General features: G+C 64.3%; 18 protein-coding genes. 15 read left to right on the forward strand and 3 right to left on the reverse strand.

The features are described from left to right. Nucleotides 1-50 precede the first annotated feature (50 nt). Both MSIL_RS09320 and MSIL_RS09325 read left to right on the forward strand, forming a co-directional pair. Complete coding sequence (locus MSIL_RS09320; protein WP_012590843.1) at nt 51-1,040, forward strand: LLM class flavin-dependent oxidoreductase; 990 nt, start codon at nt 51-53, stop codon at nt 1,038-1,040. 276 nt (nt 1,041-1,316) lie between these two features. Beyond that, on the forward strand, nt 1,317-1,595 hold the full coding sequence (locus MSIL_RS09325; protein ID WP_012590844.1) for a hypothetical protein: 279 nt from the start codon (nt 1,317-1,319) through the stop codon (nt 1,593-1,595). A 75-nt stretch (nt 1,596-1,670) separates the two neighbouring features. On the opposite strand, the gene MSIL_RS09330 is transcribed toward MSIL_RS09325, so the two are convergent. Next, on the reverse strand, nt 1,671-2,633 hold the full coding sequence (locus MSIL_RS09330) for a cation diffusion facilitator family transporter (RefSeq protein ID WP_012590845.1): 963 nt from the start codon (nt 2,631-2,633) through the stop codon (nt 1,671-1,673). 254 nt (nt 2,634-2,887) lie between these two features. Between MSIL_RS09330 and MSIL_RS09335 the strand changes: the two genes are divergently transcribed. The 6 genes from MSIL_RS09335 to rplT all read left to right on the forward strand — a co-directional run bounded on the left by MSIL_RS09335 (nt 2,888) and on the right by rplT (nt 8,434). Then, entirely contained in the window at nt 2,888-4,243 is a 1,356-nt protein-coding gene (locus MSIL_RS09335; RefSeq protein WP_012590846.1) for an MATE family efflux transporter, read from the forward strand. Nucleotides 4,244-4,280: 37 nt separating this feature from the next. Beyond that, a complete protein-coding gene (locus MSIL_RS20145; RefSeq protein WP_012590847.1) occupies nt 4,281-5,138 on the forward strand; it encodes a DUF937 domain-containing protein in 858 nt (285 codons plus the stop codon). A 232-nt stretch (nt 5,139-5,370) separates the two neighbouring features. Continuing rightward, complete coding sequence (locus tag MSIL_RS09345; protein ID WP_012590848.1) at nt 5,371-6,753, forward strand: glutamate--cysteine ligase; 1,383 nt, start codon at nt 5,371-5,373, stop codon at nt 6,751-6,753. A 362-nt stretch (nt 6,754-7,115) separates the two neighbouring features. Beyond that, complete coding sequence (locus MSIL_RS09350) at nt 7,116-7,442, forward strand: SWIB/MDM2 domain-containing protein (protein ID WP_012590849.1); 327 nt, start codon at nt 7,116-7,118, stop codon at nt 7,440-7,442. Nucleotides 7,443-7,811: 369 nt separating this feature from the next. Continuing rightward, nucleotides 7,812-8,012: a 50S ribosomal protein L35 gene (gene rpmI / locus MSIL_RS09355; RefSeq protein WP_012590850.1), complete on the forward strand. Its 201-nt coding sequence runs from the start codon at nt 7,812-7,814 to the stop codon at nt 8,010-8,012. Nucleotides 8,013-8,074: 62 nt separating this feature from the next. Next, the gene (rplT, locus tag MSIL_RS09360; protein ID WP_012590851.1) at nt 8,075-8,434 is read left to right on the forward strand and encodes a 50S ribosomal protein L20; all 360 of its coding nucleotides are present in this window, start codon (nt 8,075-8,077) and stop codon (nt 8,432-8,434) included. A gap of 523 nt (nt 8,435-8,957) precedes the next feature. On the opposite strand, the gene pheT is transcribed toward rplT, so the two are convergent. Then, nucleotides 8,958-11,390 carry a phenylalanine--tRNA ligase subunit beta gene (gene pheT / locus MSIL_RS09370; protein WP_012590853.1) on the reverse strand — a complete coding sequence of 811 codons (2,433 nt, stop codon included), beginning with the start codon at nt 11,388-11,390 and terminating at the stop codon, nt 8,958-8,960. Nucleotides 11,391-11,604: 214 nt separating this feature from the next. Between pheT and MSIL_RS09375 the strand changes: the two genes are divergently transcribed. The 6 genes from MSIL_RS09375 to MSIL_RS09400 all read left to right on the forward strand — a co-directional run bounded on the left by MSIL_RS09375 (nt 11,605) and on the right by MSIL_RS09400 (nt 15,920). Then, the gene (locus MSIL_RS09375; RefSeq protein ID WP_012590854.1) at nt 11,605-11,976 is read left to right on the forward strand and encodes a hypothetical protein; all 372 of its coding nucleotides are present in this window, start codon (nt 11,605-11,607) and stop codon (nt 11,974-11,976) included. Nucleotides 11,977-12,015: 39 nt separating this feature from the next. After that, nucleotides 12,016-12,534, forward strand: coding sequence for a tellurite resistance TerB family protein (locus tag MSIL_RS09380; RefSeq protein ID WP_012590855.1), 519 nt, complete (start codon nt 12,016-12,018; stop codon nt 12,532-12,534). Nucleotides 12,535-12,603: 69 nt separating this feature from the next. Continuing rightward, nucleotides 12,604-13,404, forward strand: coding sequence for an SDR family NAD(P)-dependent oxidoreductase (locus MSIL_RS09385; protein ID WP_012590856.1), 801 nt, complete (start codon nt 12,604-12,606; stop codon nt 13,402-13,404). A gap of 25 nt (nt 13,405-13,429) precedes the next feature. After that, nucleotides 13,430-14,209, forward strand: coding sequence for a glutamine amidotransferase (locus MSIL_RS09390; RefSeq protein WP_012590857.1), 780 nt, complete (start codon nt 13,430-13,432; stop codon nt 14,207-14,209). 203 nt (nt 14,210-14,412) lie between these two features. Beyond that, nucleotides 14,413-14,856 carry a DUF3597 domain-containing protein gene (locus MSIL_RS09395; protein WP_012590858.1) on the forward strand — a complete coding sequence of 148 codons (444 nt, stop codon included), beginning with the start codon at nt 14,413-14,415 and terminating at the stop codon, nt 14,854-14,856. A gap of 224 nt (nt 14,857-15,080) precedes the next feature. Continuing rightward, nucleotides 15,081-15,920, forward strand: coding sequence for a formate/nitrite transporter family protein (locus MSIL_RS09400; protein ID WP_012590859.1), 840 nt, complete (start codon nt 15,081-15,083; stop codon nt 15,918-15,920). A gap of 8 nt (nt 15,921-15,928) precedes the next feature. Here MSIL_RS09400 and MSIL_RS09405 read toward each other — a convergent pair whose 3' ends face one another. Next, nucleotides 15,929-16,792: a DMT family transporter gene (locus tag MSIL_RS09405; protein ID WP_012590860.1), complete on the reverse strand. Its 864-nt coding sequence runs from the start codon at nt 16,790-16,792 to the stop codon at nt 15,929-15,931. Between the two features lie 103 nt (nt 16,793-16,895). Here MSIL_RS09405 and MSIL_RS09410 point away from each other — a divergent pair, with 103 nt between their 5' ends. After that, nucleotides 16,896-18,296, forward strand: a complete 1,401-nt coding sequence (locus MSIL_RS09410) for an aminotransferase-like domain-containing protein (RefSeq protein ID WP_049768138.1) — start codon at nt 16,896-16,898, stop codon at nt 18,294-18,296. Nucleotide 18,297: the final 1 nt, after the last annotated feature.

Consider the following 18,297-nt stretch of genomic DNA (forward strand, 5'->3'; position numbering starts at 1 on the left):
TGTATGTAGCATTTTTTCCTGGCCGCACGGTCGGCAAAACGGGGGACGCCATGCGGTTTGGACTTTTCTGCACTTTCGACAATCCGCATGACGATTTCGCCCGCGCCTTCGCCGAACAGACGAGCCTCGTCCGACTTGCCGAAGACCTCGGCTTCGAGGAGGCATGGGCGGTCGAGCATCATTTCAACGCTGAGTCGCCGGTTCCTTCCTGCCTGATGACGCTCGCTTATCTCGCCGCGCGCACCTCGCGCATCAGGCTCGGATCGGCGGCGGTGCTGTTGCCTTTCCACAATCCGATGCTGATCGCGGAAGAGGCGGCGACGCTCGATATTCTGTCGGACGGACGGTTTGATTTCGGCGTCGCCAAGGGCGGCCCCTTCCCGATGCAGAACAAGCATTTCTGCGTCGACGTCGCCGGCAGCCGCGAAAAAACCTTTGAGGCGCTGGCGCTGATCCAGAGGCTTCTCGCGGAGGACGAGGTGAGCTTCGAGGGCGCCCATTTCAGGGCCGATCGCGTCCGCCTCGCGCCGAAGCCGCTGCAGCGGCCGATCCCGACCTACATCGCCACATCGACGCCCGGTATTACGCAGCGCGCCGCGACGCTTGGCTACGGCTTCATGTCCGGTCCGCCCTTCCCCCTGAAAATCGTCGCGCGCAATGTCGCGGCCTATCGCGACGCCGCGCCCGAGGCCGATCCGAAACTTGTGCTGATGCGGTTTTTCCATCTCGCTCCGACGCGGGCGCAAGCGCGGGAGGAAGCGGCGACGTTTCTCGCGCCTTTCATCGCCCGCATGAGAGAGACGACCGCGCGCATGCAGCCGGAATGGACGGAGTGGTTCGACGTCGAACGCGTGATGGACGATTCTCTGATTGGGGCGGCGGAAGAGATCAGCGACCGGCTGCGCGAAATCGAAACTGAAATCGGGCCGCGCAGCGTCGTCCTGAAGCCGCTGAGCCCGCTGCTTTCGAAACGCAGCGCCGACCTCGCCGTTTTCAGCGAGGCGATCCGTCCGATGGCGGCGCAGGCCGCCGCAAGCTAACACTCAGCCCCCGCCTTTCCCCAAGAGCTCGAGAGGCGTTTATGGATGACTATCGTCATATATTTGAACGAGGCGGCGCCTGCGCCTTGCGCAGGCTGAACAGAAATGATGCAACACCGCTTTGTTACAGCGGTAACATGCGCGTTTTCAAATTTATTCCATCAACATCTATTGACATTTCAGAACCTACAAATAACGCAAGCGCGCCCTACCTATCGATCAAGATCGCTTGACGCCAATCGGGCGGCAAGATCCCTCAATCGAAGGAGCAACATCATGGGCATTTCAATGATCAGCATCATCCGCAACGGCAGAGCCGCGCGCGCAGTGGCTGTGGCCGCGGCGCTGATGGCCTCGGCGGGCGCGGCGTCAGCCGCGAGCCCGCATGCCAAGGCCGCCGCGCAAGACTATTACGGCATGTATCAGGGCCAGTTGGCGGCGCAGCCGTCGCCCGGCGCCGACGCCATGCAATATGACCATGCCGGAACACGGGGACGTGACGGCGCGGGCGTCAGCCCCTTCCGCCCGGAAGGACCCGGCAATTTTTCGGACTGACGAACCAGGCTGAAGTCAGCGGTTCAAGGGCGGCGCCATGTTGCGAGCGGCTCCGGCGCCGCTCGCCGGCCAAATTCAAACCACCTCGTCGGGAGCCAGCGCGCAGGCCGTCGTCTCATCCGTCTCGATCTGCAAGGTGACATGGCCGATCCGGAAGCGCTCATTGAGATGATGCGCCGTCTCCATCAGGAAGGCGTCGCCGGGATGGCCGCCCGGCGTCACCAGATGGCCGGTCAGGGCGATTTCGCTGGTGCTCATCGACCAGATATGAAGGTCGTGCACGGAGGCGACGCCGGGAAGCCCGGCCAAAAACCCGCGCACATCGCCGACCGGCAGGCCCTTCGGCGCGGCGGCGAGCGACATCACGACGCTTTCACGCAGCAGCCCCCAGGTGCCGAAAATGATCACGGCATTGATCACAAGGCTCATCAGCGGGTCGAGCCAGAGCTGTCCGGTGACGAGGATCAGAAGGCCAGCGAGCACGACGCCCGCCGAAACCGCCGCATCCGCCGCCATATGCAGAAACGCGCCACGGATATTCAGGTCGTCCCCCTGGCCGGAGACAAAAAGCGCTGCAGTCGCCGCATTGATGACCATGCCGACCGCCGCCACCGCCATCATCGTTCCCGCGGCGACGGGCTCGGGGTCGAAGAAACGACGGATCGCTTCATAGCTGAGGGCGCCGGTAGCGACGAGCAGGAACATTGCGTTGAACAGCGCTGCGAGGATCGACGATCCCTTCAGCCCATAGGTGAAGCGGTCGGACGGCGGACGCGCGGCGAGTATAATCGCGACATAGGCGACGCAAAGGCCGAGCACGTCGGATAAATTATGACCGGCGTCGGCGATCAGCGCGACCGAATGGGAGATCAGCCCGAAAACCAGTTCGAGCACGACGATTGCAATGTTGAGGCCGATGCCGACCAGGAATCGCGGCCCGAAATTCGTCGGCGCATGGGAATGCGCGTGGGAATGGCCGTCTGCATGATCATGGGGATGCTCATGATGCGGATCGCCGTGAGCGTCTGAATCAGTCATTGTCGCGCGCTCCGGTAGCTGCAGCCTGCCAAATGTTTTCGGACAATTTTGATCCCCGCGACGCGTTAAAATCACATGAAAATCACAGGGATGATACAGCGCGCCGCTGCCCCGCCCCGGTCGGCGCCGAACGCCCGGCGCCTTGCGATAGAGGGCGGGAGCGGCGATAGAGTGGCGCGGGCGCGGCCCCGGCGCAAGAGCGCGCGGCGCCGTCAGGCAAGGTCGCGCGCAGCGCATCAAGGAATGACGCAGGTTTGAGCCCGAAAGCCGCCGCCGCAAGCGCGATCTTCACCGAAGGCTCGACGCTGCGTCATGTGCTTGTCATGACCGGCGCGGCCTCGATCGGCCTGATGTCGATCTTTGTCGTCGATTTCCTGTCGCTGCTTTATGTGTCGCGCCTCCAGGACCCGAATCTCACCGCCGCGGTCGGCTTCGCGACGCAGGTGTTGTTCTTTTCCGTCTCGGTCAATATCGGCCTTGCGATCGCGATCGGCGCCCTCGTGTCGCGCGCGATCGGCGCCGGCCAGCGCGAGCGCGCGCGCCGCCTCGCGGCGTCGGGGCTCGTCCATGTCGCTGTGATCTCGGTCCTCGTCGGTCTGGTCGGAATGGCCTTCCGGCGCGAAATCCTCGCCTTCCTCGGCGCGAGCGGGCCGGCGCTCGACGTCGGCTCCGCCTATCTGATGCTGACTCTGCCGGCGACGGTCGGCCTTGGCCTTGGCATGGCGCTCGCCGCCATTCTGCGCGCGGTCGGGGACGCGCGGCGCGCAATGTATGTCACCTTGTCGGGCGCCGTGGTTACGGCGATCCTTGATCCGATCTTCATTTTCGCCCTTGGCCTTGGCGTCGAGGGCGCAGCGATCGTAACCGTGCTCTCGCGCATCGTTTTCGTCGTCGTCGGCCTCAGGGGCGCGGTCGGCCGTCATGATCTCGTCGCCTGGCCCCGCATGAGCGCGGCGCTCGCCGACGCCGGGATTTTAATGGCCATCGCCGTCCCGGCGATCCTGACCAATATCGCGGCTCCGGTCGCCAACGCCTATGCCATGAGCGTCTTTTCTCAATTCGGCGCGCCGGTCGTCGCCGCGGTGGCGATCATGGACCGCGTTTCGCCGGTCGCCTTCGGGGTGCTCTTTGCGCTGTCTGGCTCGGTCGGGCCCATCCTTGGCCAAAATCTCGGCGCGCAGCTTTATGACCGGCTGCGGCAGACCTTGAACGGAAGCTTCGGCTTCGCCGCGCTTTACGTGCTCGTCGTGGCGGCGGCCCTGACGCAGGCCGCGCCGCTGCTCATCAAGCTGTTCGCGGCAGAGGGCGAGACTGCCGACCTCCTGCGCTTCTTCTGCCTTTACTGTGGCGGCTTATGGTTCTTTCTCGGGGGCATTTTCGTCGCCAACGCTTCCTTCAACAATCTCGGCTTTCCCGTCCTGTCGACGGTATTCAATTGGGGACGGGCCACCGCCGGCACCGTTCCCTTCGTGACCCTCGGAGCGGCGCACTTCGGGCCGAAGGGCGGCTATGTCGGGCTCATTGCCGGCGCCGCCCTTTTTGGCGTATTAGCCGTCGTCGTGGCATATTTCGTGACCGCCAGGCTCGAGAGACGAGCAACGGGCGTTTAGCGGGCTCTTTCTCTCGCCCCGGCAGATAGGAACTTCCATGTTCAATCTCTATGAGATCCTGCAGAACGCCCAGGGCGGCCAGGCCGTCGACAATCTGGCGAAGCAGTTCAACATTTCTCCGGAGCAGGCTGACGCCGCCATCAAAGCGTTGATGCCGGATATGTCGGCCGCCTTCCTGAAGCAGTCGGCGCAGCCTGCCGCCTTTTCCTCGATGCTCGGCGCGCTCGGCGACACGCAGCACTTAGCCGCTTTCACCGACCCCACCGCGGCTCTCTCCGGCGAAACGATGCAAAAGGGCGCCGACGTGCTGACGCAATTGTTCGGCTCCTCGCAGCAGCGCGCGGACGTCGCGCAAAACGCGGCCGCCTTCGCCGGGCTACCCCCGGCGCTGATCCAGCAGATGCTGCCGGTGATCGCCTCGATGGTGATGGGCGGCTTGAGCAAGAGCCTCGCCAATCAGGGCCTTGGCGGATTGTTCGGCCAGCTCGCCAACGCCGCGAGCCAGGGCGGCCTCGGCTCCATCCTCGGCAGTCTGCTCGGCGGCGCGCAGGGCCAGACCACGCCGCAAGGCGCGGGAGCGGGCGGCATTCACCCCAATCCACAAGCGGATCAAAGCGGCGCTGCGGCCGGAATGGGCGGGTTGGCCGGAATGTTCGGCACGATCCTCAGCGGTTTCTTCGGGCAGCAGGCCGGCGGGTCGGCCCAGACTGGATCCGCCCCGGCGGGCGCGCCGCCGAACGCCGCGCCAGGCGGATTCGATCCGGCGACGATCCAGTCGGCGCTCGAAGCCCTCACAAAAATGCTGCAGCCCGGAACGCCGGCGCCGCCGCCCAGCCAGGCGAGCAACCTGCAGGACGAGATCAACTCGATTTTCACCGGCAAGAAGCCGTCCTGAACTTTCACGCGATTTTTTCGCGCGGCGCGGATTGAGCCTCTCTTTTCGCGATCCGGGCCGGCAGAACCAGCCTTGAGCGAAACCGCCGCTGGTTATCGCCGCGGCTGAGACGCGAGGGCGCGGCGTTGCGCTGCAGCGCGCGCGCGCTTATGAAGCTTCGCCAATGCGCGCTCGGCAGCCCGCACCCCCCGGGCCATGAATTTGCCCTTCGCTAAACCGGATTAATGCACTGATGGCGCGCGACGTCTCCGATTCAACGCCTGTTACGTCGCAACGCGAACTCGTCGAGTGGTTTGAGGCGGGCTCCAAGCCGGCGGAGCGCTTCGCCATCGGCACGGAGCATGAAAAAATCCCGTTCTACGAGCTTTGCCATTCGGCCGTGCCCTATCAGGGCAGGCCGGAAGAAGACCTCGGCGGCGTCCGCGCGCTGCTGCTTGGGATGCGCGACAAGCAAGGCTGGAGCGAGATCTGCGACGGCGAAAACATCATCGGCCTGTTCGACGAGCGCGGCGGCGGCGCGATCTCGCTCGAACCCGGCGGACAGTTCGAACTGTCAGGCGCCCCGCTCGCCACGATCCATGAAACCGACGCCGAACTCAATCGCCATTTTTCGGCGCTGAAAAGCGTCGCGGCCCCTTTAGGCGTCCGGTTTCTCGCTCTCGGCATGAATCCGAAATGGCGACTCGACGATATTCCCCTGATGCCGAAGCAGCGCTATGCGATCATGCGCCGCTATATGCCGAAGGTCGGCGGGCGCGGCCTCGATATGATGTTCCGCACGACGACGGTTCAGGCCAATCTCGATTTTTCGAGCGAGGCCGACATGGTCAAAAAGCTGCGGGTTTCACTGTCCTTGCAGCCGGTCGCGACGGCGCTTTTCGCCAATTCCCCTTTCACCGACGGCAAATTGAACGGCTTTCTCTCGGCAAGGTCCGAGATTTGGCGCGACACTGACGCGGCGCGCACGGGCATGCTGCCCTTCGCCTTCGAGCCAGGCATGGGCTTTGAGCGCTATGTCGATTATGCGCTCGATGTCCCGATGTATTTCGTCAAGCGCGGCGAGACCTATATCGACGTCGCGGGCGCAAGTTTTCGCGATCTTCTCGCCGGGCGGCTGGTCGCCTGCCCCGGCGAGCGGGCGACCTTGTCCGACTGGGCGAACCATCTGTCGACGATCTTTCCCGAGGTGCGGCTGAAGCGCTACCTCGAAATGCGCGGCGCCGACGCCGGCCCGCGGCCCATGCTGACCGCTTTGCCCGCATTGTTCGCGGGGCTGTTCTACGATCAGGGCGCGCTCGATCAGGCTTGCGAATTGATCAAGCCCTGGACGCAGGAGGATCGCGAGCGCCTGCGCGCCGATACGCCGCGGCTCGGCCTCGAGGCCAGCATCCAGGGGCGCCCGTTGCGTGACGTCGCGCGCGAAACGCTGGCGCTGGCGCGGACAGGACTCGAACGGCGCAAACATCTTGATGACCAAGGACGCACGGAAGCCCATTTCCTCGACCCGCTTGATCGCATCGTCGACGGGCGGACCGAGGCGGAGCGCCTGATCGAGGCGTTCAAGACGCGTTGGGCCGGCAGCGTCGATCCCGCCTTTGAACAATGCGTCTACTGAACGCTTTTTGCGAATCACCTCGATCGGCCCGAGAAAGCCGTGCTTTTCCCCAAGGAGTTTCGCCCCTCGCCGGATATGGAGCCGCTTCGGCGCCGGTCTCGCTGCAACATTGGATGAGACCCAAAATGAAGCGAAACCGCTTTAGATAAAAGCGGCTAGCAGCCGGCGCGCGCCCCCGCCGCGCAAAGAGACAGCCCTTCTGCGCAGGGCCGCCGTCACAAAACTTCGGTTCCTCGCTTGACGGGGGACAATGGTTGGGGTTCCGTCAGTCGAGAATGCGAGAGAAGAACTGATTCAGCTTGCTGCGCAGGAACGCTCGCAAAAAGAAGCGCCCCCGCTGCTATTGATGGAAGGTCGACGGAATGACGAGTTCAAGCAAGAAAGCCGCTCCGGCGAAAAGCGCCGCCCCGGCCAAGACCGCCGCGAAGGCCGCCCCCAAGGCGTCTTCGGGCAGCGCTTTCGCCAAGCCGCTGCAGCCATCGAAGGAACTGGCCGAAGTGGTCGGATCGGCCCCGCTGCCGCGCACGGAAGTGGTGAGCAAGGTCTGGGAATATATCAAGAAGCATAAGCTGCAGAACGAAGCGAACAAGCGCGAGATTCTAGCCGACGACAAGCTCAAGGCTGTGTTCGGCCGCGATAAGGTGACGATGTTCGAGATGAACAAATATCTCGCGCAGCATCTTAAGTAGGCCGTCCCGCATCTGCTCCCGCCTCTCATCGCCGGGCGCTTCGCGACGGTGAGAGGCATTTTTTTTATTCGCGAAGGTAAAGCGGCGAGCATTTTTTGCCGCTGCGCGTCGCGGATTGCAGTTTCAACCCCATCAAAATGACAGCGGGCGCCGGCATCTAACGTCGCCCCGCGGACGGCGTCCGCCGCCGCAGATTTAGCGCGGCGCCCATTGCTTTCGTCGCGGCTTTCTTTATAAAGCGGCCTTTCGAACCGACCGGCTACCAGGGCTGCCGTGGCGGTTCGTTCGCTCGTTCGGAAACGAACGAGAGTGGGCCTCGCCCACTCCATCAATCAAATAAGGGCTGAAAAGCCCGCGGAGACGAGCAAAATGCCCAAACTGAAGACGAAATCGGGCGCGAAGAAGCGCTTCAAGATCACCGGCACCGGCAAAGTGCTTTATGCGCAGGCCGGCAAACGGCATGGCATGATCAAGCGGACCAACAAGCAGATCCGTAATCTGCGCGGCACATCCGTAATGTTCAAAAGCGACGGCGACAATATCATCAAATATTTTCTGCCGAACGGCTGAACCCCGGCCGTCTGAATAACTGTCCTTTTGAACCCCAAAATTAGCCAGTCCGGAGATCATCCATGGCGCGCGTCAAACGCGGCGTAACTTCACACGCCAAGCACAAGAAAACCCTCGAAGCGGCAAAAGGCTTTTATGGCCGCCGCAAGAATACGATCCGCGCCGCCAAAGCGGCCGTCGATCGCTCGATGCAATATGCGACGCGCGACCGGCGCGCCAAGAAGCGCGTGTTCCGCGCGCTCTGGATTCAGCGCCTCAACGCCGCCGTGCGCGAATGCGGTCTGACCTATTCCCGCTTCATCGACGGGCTTGCCAAGGCCGGCGTTGCGGTCGACCGCAAGGTTCTGTCCGATCTCGCCATCACCCAGCCCGAGGCGTTCAAGGCGATCGTCGACAAGGCCAAGTCGGCGCTGCCCGCCTGACCTGAAAGGGCAGAACGGATAGCAAATATCAGCAAAAAAGGGGCCCGCCAGGCCCCTTTTTTTCGTAAATCAATCGCGACCTAAAATACGAGCGCCGGTTTAGCGCGCGTGGCGTCCCGAGACAACGTTGAACGCCATGCGCTTCTGCCCGCCGTTAGCCGCCTGCGCGCTGCCGTGGCCATGACGATAATGGCCATAATAGCGATGACCGGAATGGCGCGAAGCGGAGTGAGAGTGGGAGCGCCCGCGGGAGGCGTGGCGCGACTGCCGCGGGGCGGGTTCCGCAGCGTCCGGATCCTTCACATCCGCCGTCGCGGACGGATCGCCATCGCCGCCAAAGTCCTTCGCCGAGGAAATATGGCTGCGCGGGGTCGGCCCAAAGCGGGCAAGGCATTGATTATACGCGTCTGCTGCCTGGATTTTTTCGCAATCGGCGATGGACTCCGCCCGCGCGGCGCTAGACTCGGCCAAGCCGAAGGCCCCGATAAGGGCCGCAAATGCTATCGTCGCTAGACGCACCTTTTCATCCTCTCAAGCTCGCGCCGGCCCGCTGCGCCGCCTCGGCGACGACCTTTGCCGCGACAGCGTCGATGTCCGACTCGGTCAGCGTTCTGTCGCGCGGTTGCAGGGTCACCGAGATCGCGACGGATTTCTTGCCCTCAGCGACCCCCGGTCCCTCGTAGACGTCGAACACCTCGGCATTGACGACGAGCGTCTTGTCCGCTGCAAGCGCCGCCTTGACGAGATCGCCCGCAAGGACGGACCGGTCGACGACAAAGGCGAAATCGCGCTGCAAAGGCATGAGCTCGAAAAGTTCAAGCCTCGGCTTGGTCTTTGTCGGCTTAGATTTTGTCACCGGTATGTCATTCAAAACAACTTCGAAACCGACCAGCGGCCCGTCAACGCCCAGGGCGGCGAGCGCGCGCGGATGAATTTCGCCGAAATAGCCGATTTTGGTCTTCGGCCCGAATTGCAGCGTTGCGGAGCGCCCGGGGTGTAGCCAATCCGGGCCGCCGGGGACGATCTGCAATCCGCTCGTGGGGACGCCAAGGGCGGCGAGCAGCGCCAGCGCATCCGCCTTGACGTCGAAAACATCGGCCGGCTGCGCTCCGGTCAGCCAGTTGCGGCCGGCGCCCGACGTCTTGGCCAAGCCCTGCCGCAGCGCCGCCGCGGCGATTTTCTGATCCGCTTCGCCGTCGCCCAAAAAAATCTGTCCGACCTCAAACAAGGCGACGTCGCCATGGCCGCGATCGGCGTTGCGCTGCGCGGCCGCGATCAGGCCCGGCAGCAGGCTCGGGCGCATGTGGGAGAGATCGGCGGCGATCGGATTCGCCAGCGTCAGTTCGGCCGCGCCGCCGCCGAACGCTTCGGCGCGGGCATGGGAAATGAACGACCAGGTGACGGCCTCGACGAGGCCGGCGGCCGCCAGCGCGCGCTTTGCCGTCCGCACCCGCCGTTGCAGCGGCGTCAGCTTCGGCGCCTGCACGCCGGCGCTTTCCCGCGCGAAGGGGCGCGAGGTCACCCGGTCGAGGCCGGCGATGCGGATAACTTCCTCGACGAGATCGGCCGGCCCCTCGATATCGGGCCGAAACGACGGGGTTTTCACGACAAACCGATCGCTGTTTCCTGGCGAATAGACGAGTTCGAAGCCAAGCTGCTCCAGAATGCCGGTAATTTCGGACGGCGGCAGCTCAAGCCCGGTCAGCCTCGTAACCTCGCCCTGGAAAAAGACGATGCGATGGTCGCGCTCCGGGATCTTGCCGGCGAGCGCGATCTCGGAGGCCGCGCCGCCGCAAAATTCAAGCGTCAGCGCGGTGGCGAGCTCCAGCCCCGGCAGAAGAAAAGCCGGATCGACGCTGCGCTCGAAGCGGTAGCGCGCATCCGAATTGATTCCGAGCCGGCGGCCGGTGCGGGCGATATTGGCCGGATGCCAGAGCGCGGCCTCGATCAGCACGTCGGTCGTCGCCGCGTCGCAGCCGGTGTCCGCGCCGCCCATGATTCCGGCCAGCGATTGCGGGCCGCGATCGTCGGCGATCACAATCATCTCCTCGTCGAGCGCATAGACGCGCCCGTCGAGGGCGTTGAGGCTCTCGCCGGCTCGCGCGCGGCGCACGACGAGATCGCCCTTGACCTTGGCCGCGTCGAAGACATGCAGCGGCCGGGCGCGGTCAAAACTCAGATAATTGGTGATGTCGACGAGGGCGTTGATTGGCCGCAACCCGATGGCGGTCAGCCGCTTGCGCAGCCAGTCCGGGCTTTCGCCATTGCGGACGCCGCGAATGAGGCGCAGGGCGAAGGCCGGCGCAAGATGGGAATCCTCCGGCGCGAGGTCGAGGCGCGCGGCGATGGCCAAGGGGAAGCTAGCCGGAACTGGGGTGATCGATCTCCCCTTGAAGCGGCCAAGACCGGCGGCGGCGAGATCGCGCGCGACGCCCTCGACGCCCATAGCGTCCGGCCGGTTCGGCAGAAGGTTGAACTCGATCACCGGATCGGCGAGGCCAGCCCAGGGCGCGAACGCGCGCCCGACCGGCGCTTCATCCGGCAGTTCGAGAATGCCGTCGTGATCGCCGGAGAGGCCAAGCTCGGCGCCCGAGCACAGCATGCCGTTCGATTCGACGCCGCGAATGACGCCCTTGCTCAGGGTGATCTGCTTTGCCGGAATGACCGCGCCCGGAGGCGCAAACACCGTCTTCAAGCCGGCTCTGGCGTTCGGGGCGCCGCAGACGACCTGCACGAGCCCTCCGCCGCCGGTTTCGACGAGACAGACCTGCAGCCGGTCGGCGTTCGGATGCGGCTTCGCCTCGACGATTCGGGCAATGGTGAAATCATGCAGAGCGGCGGCGGGATCCTCGACATGCTCGACCTCGAGCCCGATGCGGGTCAATGCGTCGACGATCTCGGTCAGGGAGGCGTCGGTCTCAAGATGATCCTTGAGCCAGGAAAGCGTGAATTTCATTGCAGATCCAGATGGCGGCGTCGGCTCGCGGGGCCGCTCGGCCCCGTTCAGGCCTTCATCTAGTGTCTTTCTGCAACGAGGGGAAATTTTCTTCATTTTCCGCGCCGGGGCTGCCGTGCGGACCCGCGAAAAACTTGCGATCGCGCCGCGTTCCGGGCAAAGCTCGCAACGTTTTCGCGGGCTCGGCCCGACGCGCAACGGAAAGGCGTCCATCATGATCGGGGCATTCATCGGCAGGTTGCGCGCGACGCTCGCCCTATGCGCCCTCGCAGCTTCGGCCGGCCTCGCCTTGCCGGCTGCGGCGGCGGATTTCGCAGAGCCGCAAGGCGGCGTTGCCTGCTCGATCGGCCAGCCGTTCTGGGTTCCGACCTTGGCGACGGCCGAAACCCTGCCCTGGCCCTCGGTCTATTATGGGCATTTTTCGGGCGGCAAGCCCTATATCGACGCGCAAGGACGAACCATCGTCGACTGGCGTGACGAGCATGTGTGCTTTCCGACGAGCCGGCAATGCCGCGCCTGGGTCAAGGCGTCCTACGGCGCCTATCACGAGCCGGAAGGCTATCGCGGCTGCCTGCTTCTGCGCTGATTCTTTGCGTGATCCCACGCTCACATGAGCGGAGCAAACATGCTCGACGCATTAAAAGCTTTTCTCGCCGAGCTTGGCGGCGGCGGCGCGGCTGGCAGGGCCTACGGCGACGATGATTATCGTCTCGCCGCCGCTGCGCTGCTGGTGCATGTCGCCGCGGCCGACGGCGAAACCGACGCGGCCGAGCGGCAAAGGCTGCGCGACACGCTGGCGCAGCGTTTCGGCCTCGATGCGGCGGCGACCCTGGAGTTGATCCGCCGCGCCGAGGCAAGCGACCGCGACGCCGTCGATTTCTATCAATTCACCAGCGTTCTCAAGCGCGCGCTCGACGACGACGGACGCCGGCGCATCGTCGAAATGATGTGGGAGATTGCCTGCGCCGACGGTGAAATTCACGAATTCGAAGATAATACGATCTGGCGGGTCGCCGAATTGCTGGGGGTCTCCTCGCGCGATCGCGTGCTTTTGCGCCAGCAAGTCGCCGCGGAGACCGCCGCCGGGAAATCTGGCGACTCTGGTGCGGCCGGCGCCGATCCAGCCAAGTCGCAGAATAGTTAATTCCCCGTTTACCAAGATCGATGTAGCCTTTTCCCGATGGGCGCGCGGCGCCTCGGCAAAAGGCTGATCATGCAAGGGACTGACGACGGAAGGCGCGTGGCGCTGATCACAGGCGCCTCCGGCGGCATCGGCGCCGACCTTGCGCGGGTTTTCGCGCGCAACGGCCATGATCTGATGCTTGTCGCGCGCAGCGACGACAAGCTTGCCGCGCTTGCGGATGAAATCGAACGCGCGACCAGCCGGCGGCCGCTGCGGCTGGCGCTCGACCTTTCCGACCCGAAGGCCGCTGACGCCATCGAGGCGGCCCTCCAGCAAAACGGAGCGCGCGTAAAGATCCTCGTCAACAATGCTGGCTATGGCCTCAGCGGCGACGTCGGCGAACTCGGCGAGGCCGAACAATTGGGCGTCATCGACTTGAATGTCCGCGCGCTGACGCAGCTTACCATTCGCTTTCTGCCGGACATCCGCGCCGCGGGCGGAAAAATTCTCAACGTCGCCTCCGTCGCTTCCTATTTTCCAGGCGGCCCCGGCATGGCGATCTATTACGCTTCAAAGGCTTACGTCCTATCGTTCTCCCTGGGTCTGGCGCAGGAATTGCTTCAAGACGGCGTGACGGTATCGGCGCTTTGCCCAGGCATGACGCCGACCGGCTTTCAGGCCCGCGCCAAATTCGGTCCCGACATCAAGCTCGACAAGATCCCGGCGACGAGTTCGATGGAGGTGGCTGAAGCCGGCTACAAGGGCCTTATGGCGGGGCGGCGGGAAATTATACCGGGCGGATTCAACAAATTGGGCGCATGGGTCTTGCCCTTCGCGCCAAAGCACATGATCCTGTCGTTGATTTCGCAAATGCAACATCAACGCCGTTGATTGAGTCGATCTCTTTATGTGAGCGATGGCCGTAGCAGAGAAATCAGACCCACGGGTGCTTGTCATCCTGCATCAGCACTGTTCGAGCCCGGGCCGAATAGGCCGCATTCTATGCGACCTCGGCTACAGTCTCGACATCCGGCGCCCGCGATTCGACGACCCGCTGCCCAAGACGCTCGCGGACCACGCCGGGGTCGTCGTCTTCGGCGGCCCGATGAGCGCCAATGACGAGGAAGACTGGATCTGCCGCGAGATCGACTGGATCGGCGTGCCCCTCAAGGAAGGCAAGCCATTCCTCGGCATCTGTCTCGGCGCGCAAATGCTGGCGCGCCATCTTGGCCATCGCGTCTGCCCGCATCCGCAAGGCCGGGTCGAGGTCGGCTATTATCCGATCGATCCGACCGAACACGGCCATGGCCTCTGCGATCATCGCTTCCCGGACCGGGTCTATCAGTGGCACCGCGAGGGATTCGATCTGCCAAGCGGGGCCACCCTGCTGGCGAGCGGTCACGATTTCGAAGCGCAGGCTTTCCGCTATGGGCCGGAGGCGTTCGGCTTCCAGTTCCATCCGGAAGTCACCCTGCCGATGATCTGCCGCTGGTCGGCGCGCTCGAGCGAACGGCTGAATTTCCCCGGCGCGCGACCGCTGCATCGCCATCTTGAGGGCTGGCTTCGCCACGACCGGGCGATCTCGCGCTGGTCGACGGCCTTCCTGCGCAGTTGGGTCGAGGGCGCGCAGACAGCGCGCCGGCCGCATGTTTTCGCGCCCGGACAGGCCGGCCCCAACGCCGCCGCAGTGTCATAAAACAAAACTGGACGGCGGCCCTTTCCCTTACTACCACTCATCTGTCGGGAACTCCGGCGCCGAAGCGCGCCGCTTCGCCGTCAAAATCAGTCGGCCGTCGCGGCCGACGCTGCTTCCCGCGCGTTCAATGCACGCGTGACGGGGATTGGCCTTTCTCGATCGCTCTCCTTTTCCCGCATCGACACGTCCAAGGAAAACGAACCATGAGCATCTTCGGCAATATCGTTTCCAAATTGTTCGGCCACTCCAAGGCCGAGGCCGCCCCCGTAACCCCGCCGGCGGGCGGAGCTCCGGCGGCGCATGCGCCCGCTCCGGCTTCCGCCGGCTCGACAACCACCGCCGCTGCGCCTGCGGCCGGCGGAGCAGCGCCCGCGCCGACGGCGCTCAAAGACGTCGACGTCGCGTCCATTCTCGATGGACTCGTCGCCAAGCAAGGGCAAAAGCTCGACTGGCGCCATTCGATCGTCGATCTTTTGAAAACCCTCGACCTCGACAGCAGCCTCACAGCCCGCAAGGAACTCGCCTCGGAACTGCATTATTCCGGCAGCACCGACGATACCGCGACGATGAATGTGTGGCTCATCAAACAGGTGCTCGCCAAGCTCGCCGAAAATGGCGGCAAGCTGCCGGCCGATCTCGTTCACTGACCTTTCGCGATCCGGGCGGCGCATCGACGAGACGCGCCGCCTTCGCCGCCAGAATTTGACCCACGGCGTGATTGAATTTGTTGCAGTGTGTCAGACTGGCGAGCGGCCGCCTGGCCTCGCCCCGACTTTTGGCCGGTATTTGCTGTGAAACCCCTTGCCAGGCGACGTCAGAGCGCCGATGGCGCGCCTCTTGCAAAAATTCCTCCAAAACCGGAGGCTTTGCAATGGATTACGTCAAACCGTCCGACATGGTCAACGCCATGGCCGACTCGGGGGCTCAGCGCGCCCGGCTCTCGATCCCGGACATGCTCATCCGCGGCATGATGGCAGGCGCCCTGCTCGGCATCGCAACCAGCCTCGCAATTACCGGCGCCGTGCAAACCGGCGTGCCCTTCGCGGGCGCGATCGTCTTCCCGGTCGGCTTCGTGATGATCGTCGCCCTCGGCCTCGAGCTCTGCACCGGCAATTTCGCCATTCTTGGCGTTTCCGCGCTCAGCGGACGCTGCAGGTGGGCGGAGGCCGGCCGCAACTGGACCTGGGGCTTTATCGGCAATCTGATCGGCAGCGTGCTCTACGCCTTTTTGCTCGTCATTGCGCTGACCAACGCCTGGAACGTTCCGCCGGCCGGCGTCGCGCAGAAAATCATCGACATCGCAACTCTGAAAACCGTCGGCTATGAGCCCTTCGGCGCAGCCGGCCTGCTGTCGAGCTTCGTCAAAGCCATGCTGTGCAATTGGATGGTCTGCCTTGGCGTGACCATGTCGATGATGTCGACCTCCACCGCGGGCAAATTGTTCGGCGCCTGGCTGCCGATCTTCATTTTCTTCGGTCAAGGCTTCGAGCACGCCGTCGTCAATATGTTCGTGATCCCGGCCGGCATGATGCTGGGCGCCAAAGTCACGCTCAGTGATTGGTGGCTGTGGAACCAGATCCCCGTCACGCTCGGCAATCTTGCCGGCGGGCTGTTGTTCATTGCTTTGCCCTGGTTCCTGACGTTCCGTCCGAGCGTCGCTTCCATGCGTTCGGTCGGCAAGGACGCGCCGCTCTCCGCGCCGGCTGAATAGGCCCCGCGCTATGTCGCGAAATGTCTGGCGCCGGCGACGCAGAGGCCGACGGCGCCGCTGACGACGATCATCGGCCAGCTGATGCTTTCATGCAGGAACGCCGCGGCCAGGGTCAGGGCGAAGAAGGGCTGCAGCAATTGCAATTGTCCGACAGCGGCGATGCCGCCCTGCGCCAGCCCGCGATACCAGAAGGCGAAGCCGATCAGCATGCTGAACAAGGACACATAGAAGAGGCCGATCCAGGCGGACGGCCCCGCCTCCGAAAATGACGGCGGCGCAAGGTAAAGCGTGAGCGCCGCCGTGATGGGCAGCGACAAGGCCAGCGCCCAGCAGATCACCTGCCAGCCGCCGAGCCGCCGCGACAGCATCGCGCCTTCGGCATAGCCAAGCCCTCCAGCGACCACGGCCGCGAACATCAACAGATCCCCGATCGGCGACACGTCCCCGCCCTGCGTCAGCGCAAAGCCGGCGATGAGGGCGCTGCCGGCGCAGGAAAACAGCCAAAACGCCCACCGCGGACGCTCGCCGCCGCGCGCTGCGCCGAAGATGGCCGTCGCCAGAGGCAGCAGGCCGATGAACACAACCGAATGCGCCGACGTGACATGCTTCAGCGCCAGCGCCGACAAAAGCGGGAAGCCGACGACGACGCCGAGCGCCACGATGCCGAAAGAGACCAGGTCGCGACGCTCAGGGCGCTTCTGCCGCAACACGAGCAAGAGAGCGATCGCCAGAAGGCCCGCGATCGACGCGCGCGCGGCGGTCAGAAACAGGGGATCGAAATCAGCGACAGCCGCGCGCGTCGCGGGCAGCGAGCCGCTGAAAATCAGAACGCCGATGAACCCATTGGCCCATCCGCTCAAACTCTTGTCCATCGTCTCGCCTCCACCGGGCGAGATTTACGCGGAGCCCTCTGGATTTTACAGGGACAGACCATTACACTTTTGCCAAACTGTAATGGATATGACGGCAGTACACATGGACGAGCAGGCGGATTTCGCAGGTGACCGAAGGCTGGTGACGCGGGTGATGGAATCCGTTCGGCAAAAGATCGCCGGACGCATGCTCGCGCCCGGGGCGAAGCTGCCCTCGATCCGCCGCTTCGCCGAAACGATGGGCGTGTCCAAATCGACCGTGGTCGAAGCCTATGACCGGCTCGCCGCCGAAGGGCTGATCCAGTCCCGGCGCGGCTCCGGTTTTTATGTCGGCGGCCGGACGGCGCCTTTGTCGCTCTCGGAGTTGGGTCCGCGGCTCGACCGCGCCATCGACCCTTTATGGGTTTCGCGGCAATCGCTCGAGACGGACGATTCGTTCTTGAAGCCCGGCTGCGGCTGGCTTCCCCCCTCATGGATGCCTGAGGGCGCGATGCGCCGCGGTCTGAGGGCGCTGGCCCGGGCGGATGATTCGGCTTTGGCCGATTATGCCCCTCCCCTCGGGCTCTTGCCGCTGCGTCAGCTCCTGTCCCGTCGCATGTCAGAGCATGGCGTCGAGGCGGCGCCCGACCAAATCATGCTGACGGAATCGGGCACGCAGGCGATCGATCTTCTCTGCCGCTTCCTGATCGAACCCGGCGACGCGGTGCTGGTCGACGATCCCTGCTATTTCAACTTCCGCGCGCTGCTGCGGGCGCACCGGGCGGAGGTCGTCAGCGTCCCCTTTACGCCGACAGGCCCGGACGTCGCGCTTTTCGCCGCAGCGCTGACAGAGCACCGGCCGCGTCTCTATCTCACCAATTCGGCGCTGCATAATCCAACCGGCGCGACGCTATCGCCCGTAACCGCGCACCGTCTGCTGAAGCTCGCGGAGCAATATGGACTGACGATTCTCGAAGACGACATTTTCGCTGATTTCGAGCTTGAGCCAGCGCCGCGGCTCGCCGCCTTCGACGGCCTCAATCGCGTCGTTCATATCGGCAGTTTCTCAAAAACCCTTTCCGCGGCGGGACGCTGCGGTTTCATCGCGGCGCGGCGCGACTGGATCGAAGGGCTGATCGATCTCAAAATCTCGACCGCTTTCGCCGGCGGCGCCCTTTCGGCGGAGCTCGTTCTTGGCGTTCTGAAGGACGGAACCTATCGCAAGCATATCGACAGCCTGCGCGAGCGCCTCTCCCGCGCCATGGGCGAGACAAGCGCCCGCCTCGCCGCCCTTGGCGTTACGCCTTGGATCCTGCCGCGGGCCGGCATGTTTCTTTGGTGCCGCCTGCCGGACGGCCTTGAGGCCGCCGGCGTCGCGCAGCGGGCGCTCGCCGAAAACATCGTGCTCGCGCCGGGGAATGTCTTCAGCGTCTCGCAATCGGCCGGGGGCTTTATGCGCTTCAATGTGGCGCAATCGGCGGACCCGCGCATCTACACGGCGCTCGCCGCGGCGATGGGGAGGTAGG

The sequence above is a fragment of the Methylocella silvestris BL2 genome (assembly GCF_000021745.1).
Lineage (GTDB): Bacteria > Pseudomonadota > Alphaproteobacteria > Rhizobiales > Beijerinckiaceae > Methylocapsa > Methylocapsa silvestris.

Coding starts and splice junctions, on each gene's coding strand:
- MSIL_RS09400 (WP_012590859.1), top strand. CDS start 15,081: ATGGATTACGTCAAACCGTCCGACATGGTCAACGCCATGGCCGACTCG.
- MSIL_RS20145 (WP_012590847.1), top strand. CDS start 4,281: ATGTTCAATCTCTATGAGATCCTGCAGAACGCCCAGGGCGGCCAGGCC.
- MSIL_RS09375 (WP_012590854.1), top strand. CDS start 11,605: ATGATCGGGGCATTCATCGGCAGGTTGCGCGCGACGCTCGCCCTATGC.
- MSIL_RS09380 (WP_012590855.1), top strand. CDS start 12,016: ATGCTCGACGCATTAAAAGCTTTTCTCGCCGAGCTTGGCGGCGGCGGC.
- MSIL_RS09385 (WP_012590856.1), top strand. CDS start 12,604: ATGCAAGGGACTGACGACGGAAGGCGCGTGGCGCTGATCACAGGCGCC.
- rplT (WP_012590851.1), top strand. CDS start 8,075: ATGGCGCGCGTCAAACGCGGCGTAACTTCACACGCCAAGCACAAGAAA.
- MSIL_RS09390 (WP_012590857.1), top strand. CDS start 13,430: ATGGCCGTAGCAGAGAAATCAGACCCACGGGTGCTTGTCATCCTGCAT.
- MSIL_RS09345 (WP_012590848.1), top strand. CDS start 5,371: ATGGCGCGCGACGTCTCCGATTCAACGCCTGTTACGTCGCAACGCGAA.
- MSIL_RS09330 (WP_012590845.1), bottom strand. CDS start 2,633: ATGACTGATTCAGACGCTCACGGCGATCCGCATCATGAGCATCCCCAT.
- MSIL_RS09395 (WP_012590858.1), top strand. CDS start 14,413: ATGAGCATCTTCGGCAATATCGTTTCCAAATTGTTCGGCCACTCCAAG.
- MSIL_RS09410 (WP_049768138.1), top strand. CDS start 16,896: ATGGACGAGCAGGCGGATTTCGCAGGTGACCGAAGGCTGGTGACGCGG.
- MSIL_RS09325 (WP_012590844.1), top strand. CDS start 1,317: ATGGGCATTTCAATGATCAGCATCATCCGCAACGGCAGAGCCGCGCGC.
- MSIL_RS09350 (WP_012590849.1), top strand. CDS start 7,116: ATGACGAGTTCAAGCAAGAAAGCCGCTCCGGCGAAAAGCGCCGCCCCG.
- rpmI (WP_012590850.1), top strand. CDS start 7,812: ATGCCCAAACTGAAGACGAAATCGGGCGCGAAGAAGCGCTTCAAGATC.
- MSIL_RS09405 (WP_012590860.1), bottom strand. CDS start 16,792: ATGGACAAGAGTTTGAGCGGATGGGCCAATGGGTTCATCGGCGTTCTG.
- pheT (WP_012590853.1), bottom strand. CDS start 11,390: ATGAAATTCACGCTTTCCTGGCTCAAGGATCATCTTGAGACCGACGCC.
- MSIL_RS09320 (WP_012590843.1), top strand. CDS start 51: ATGCGGTTTGGACTTTTCTGCACTTTCGACAATCCGCATGACGATTTC.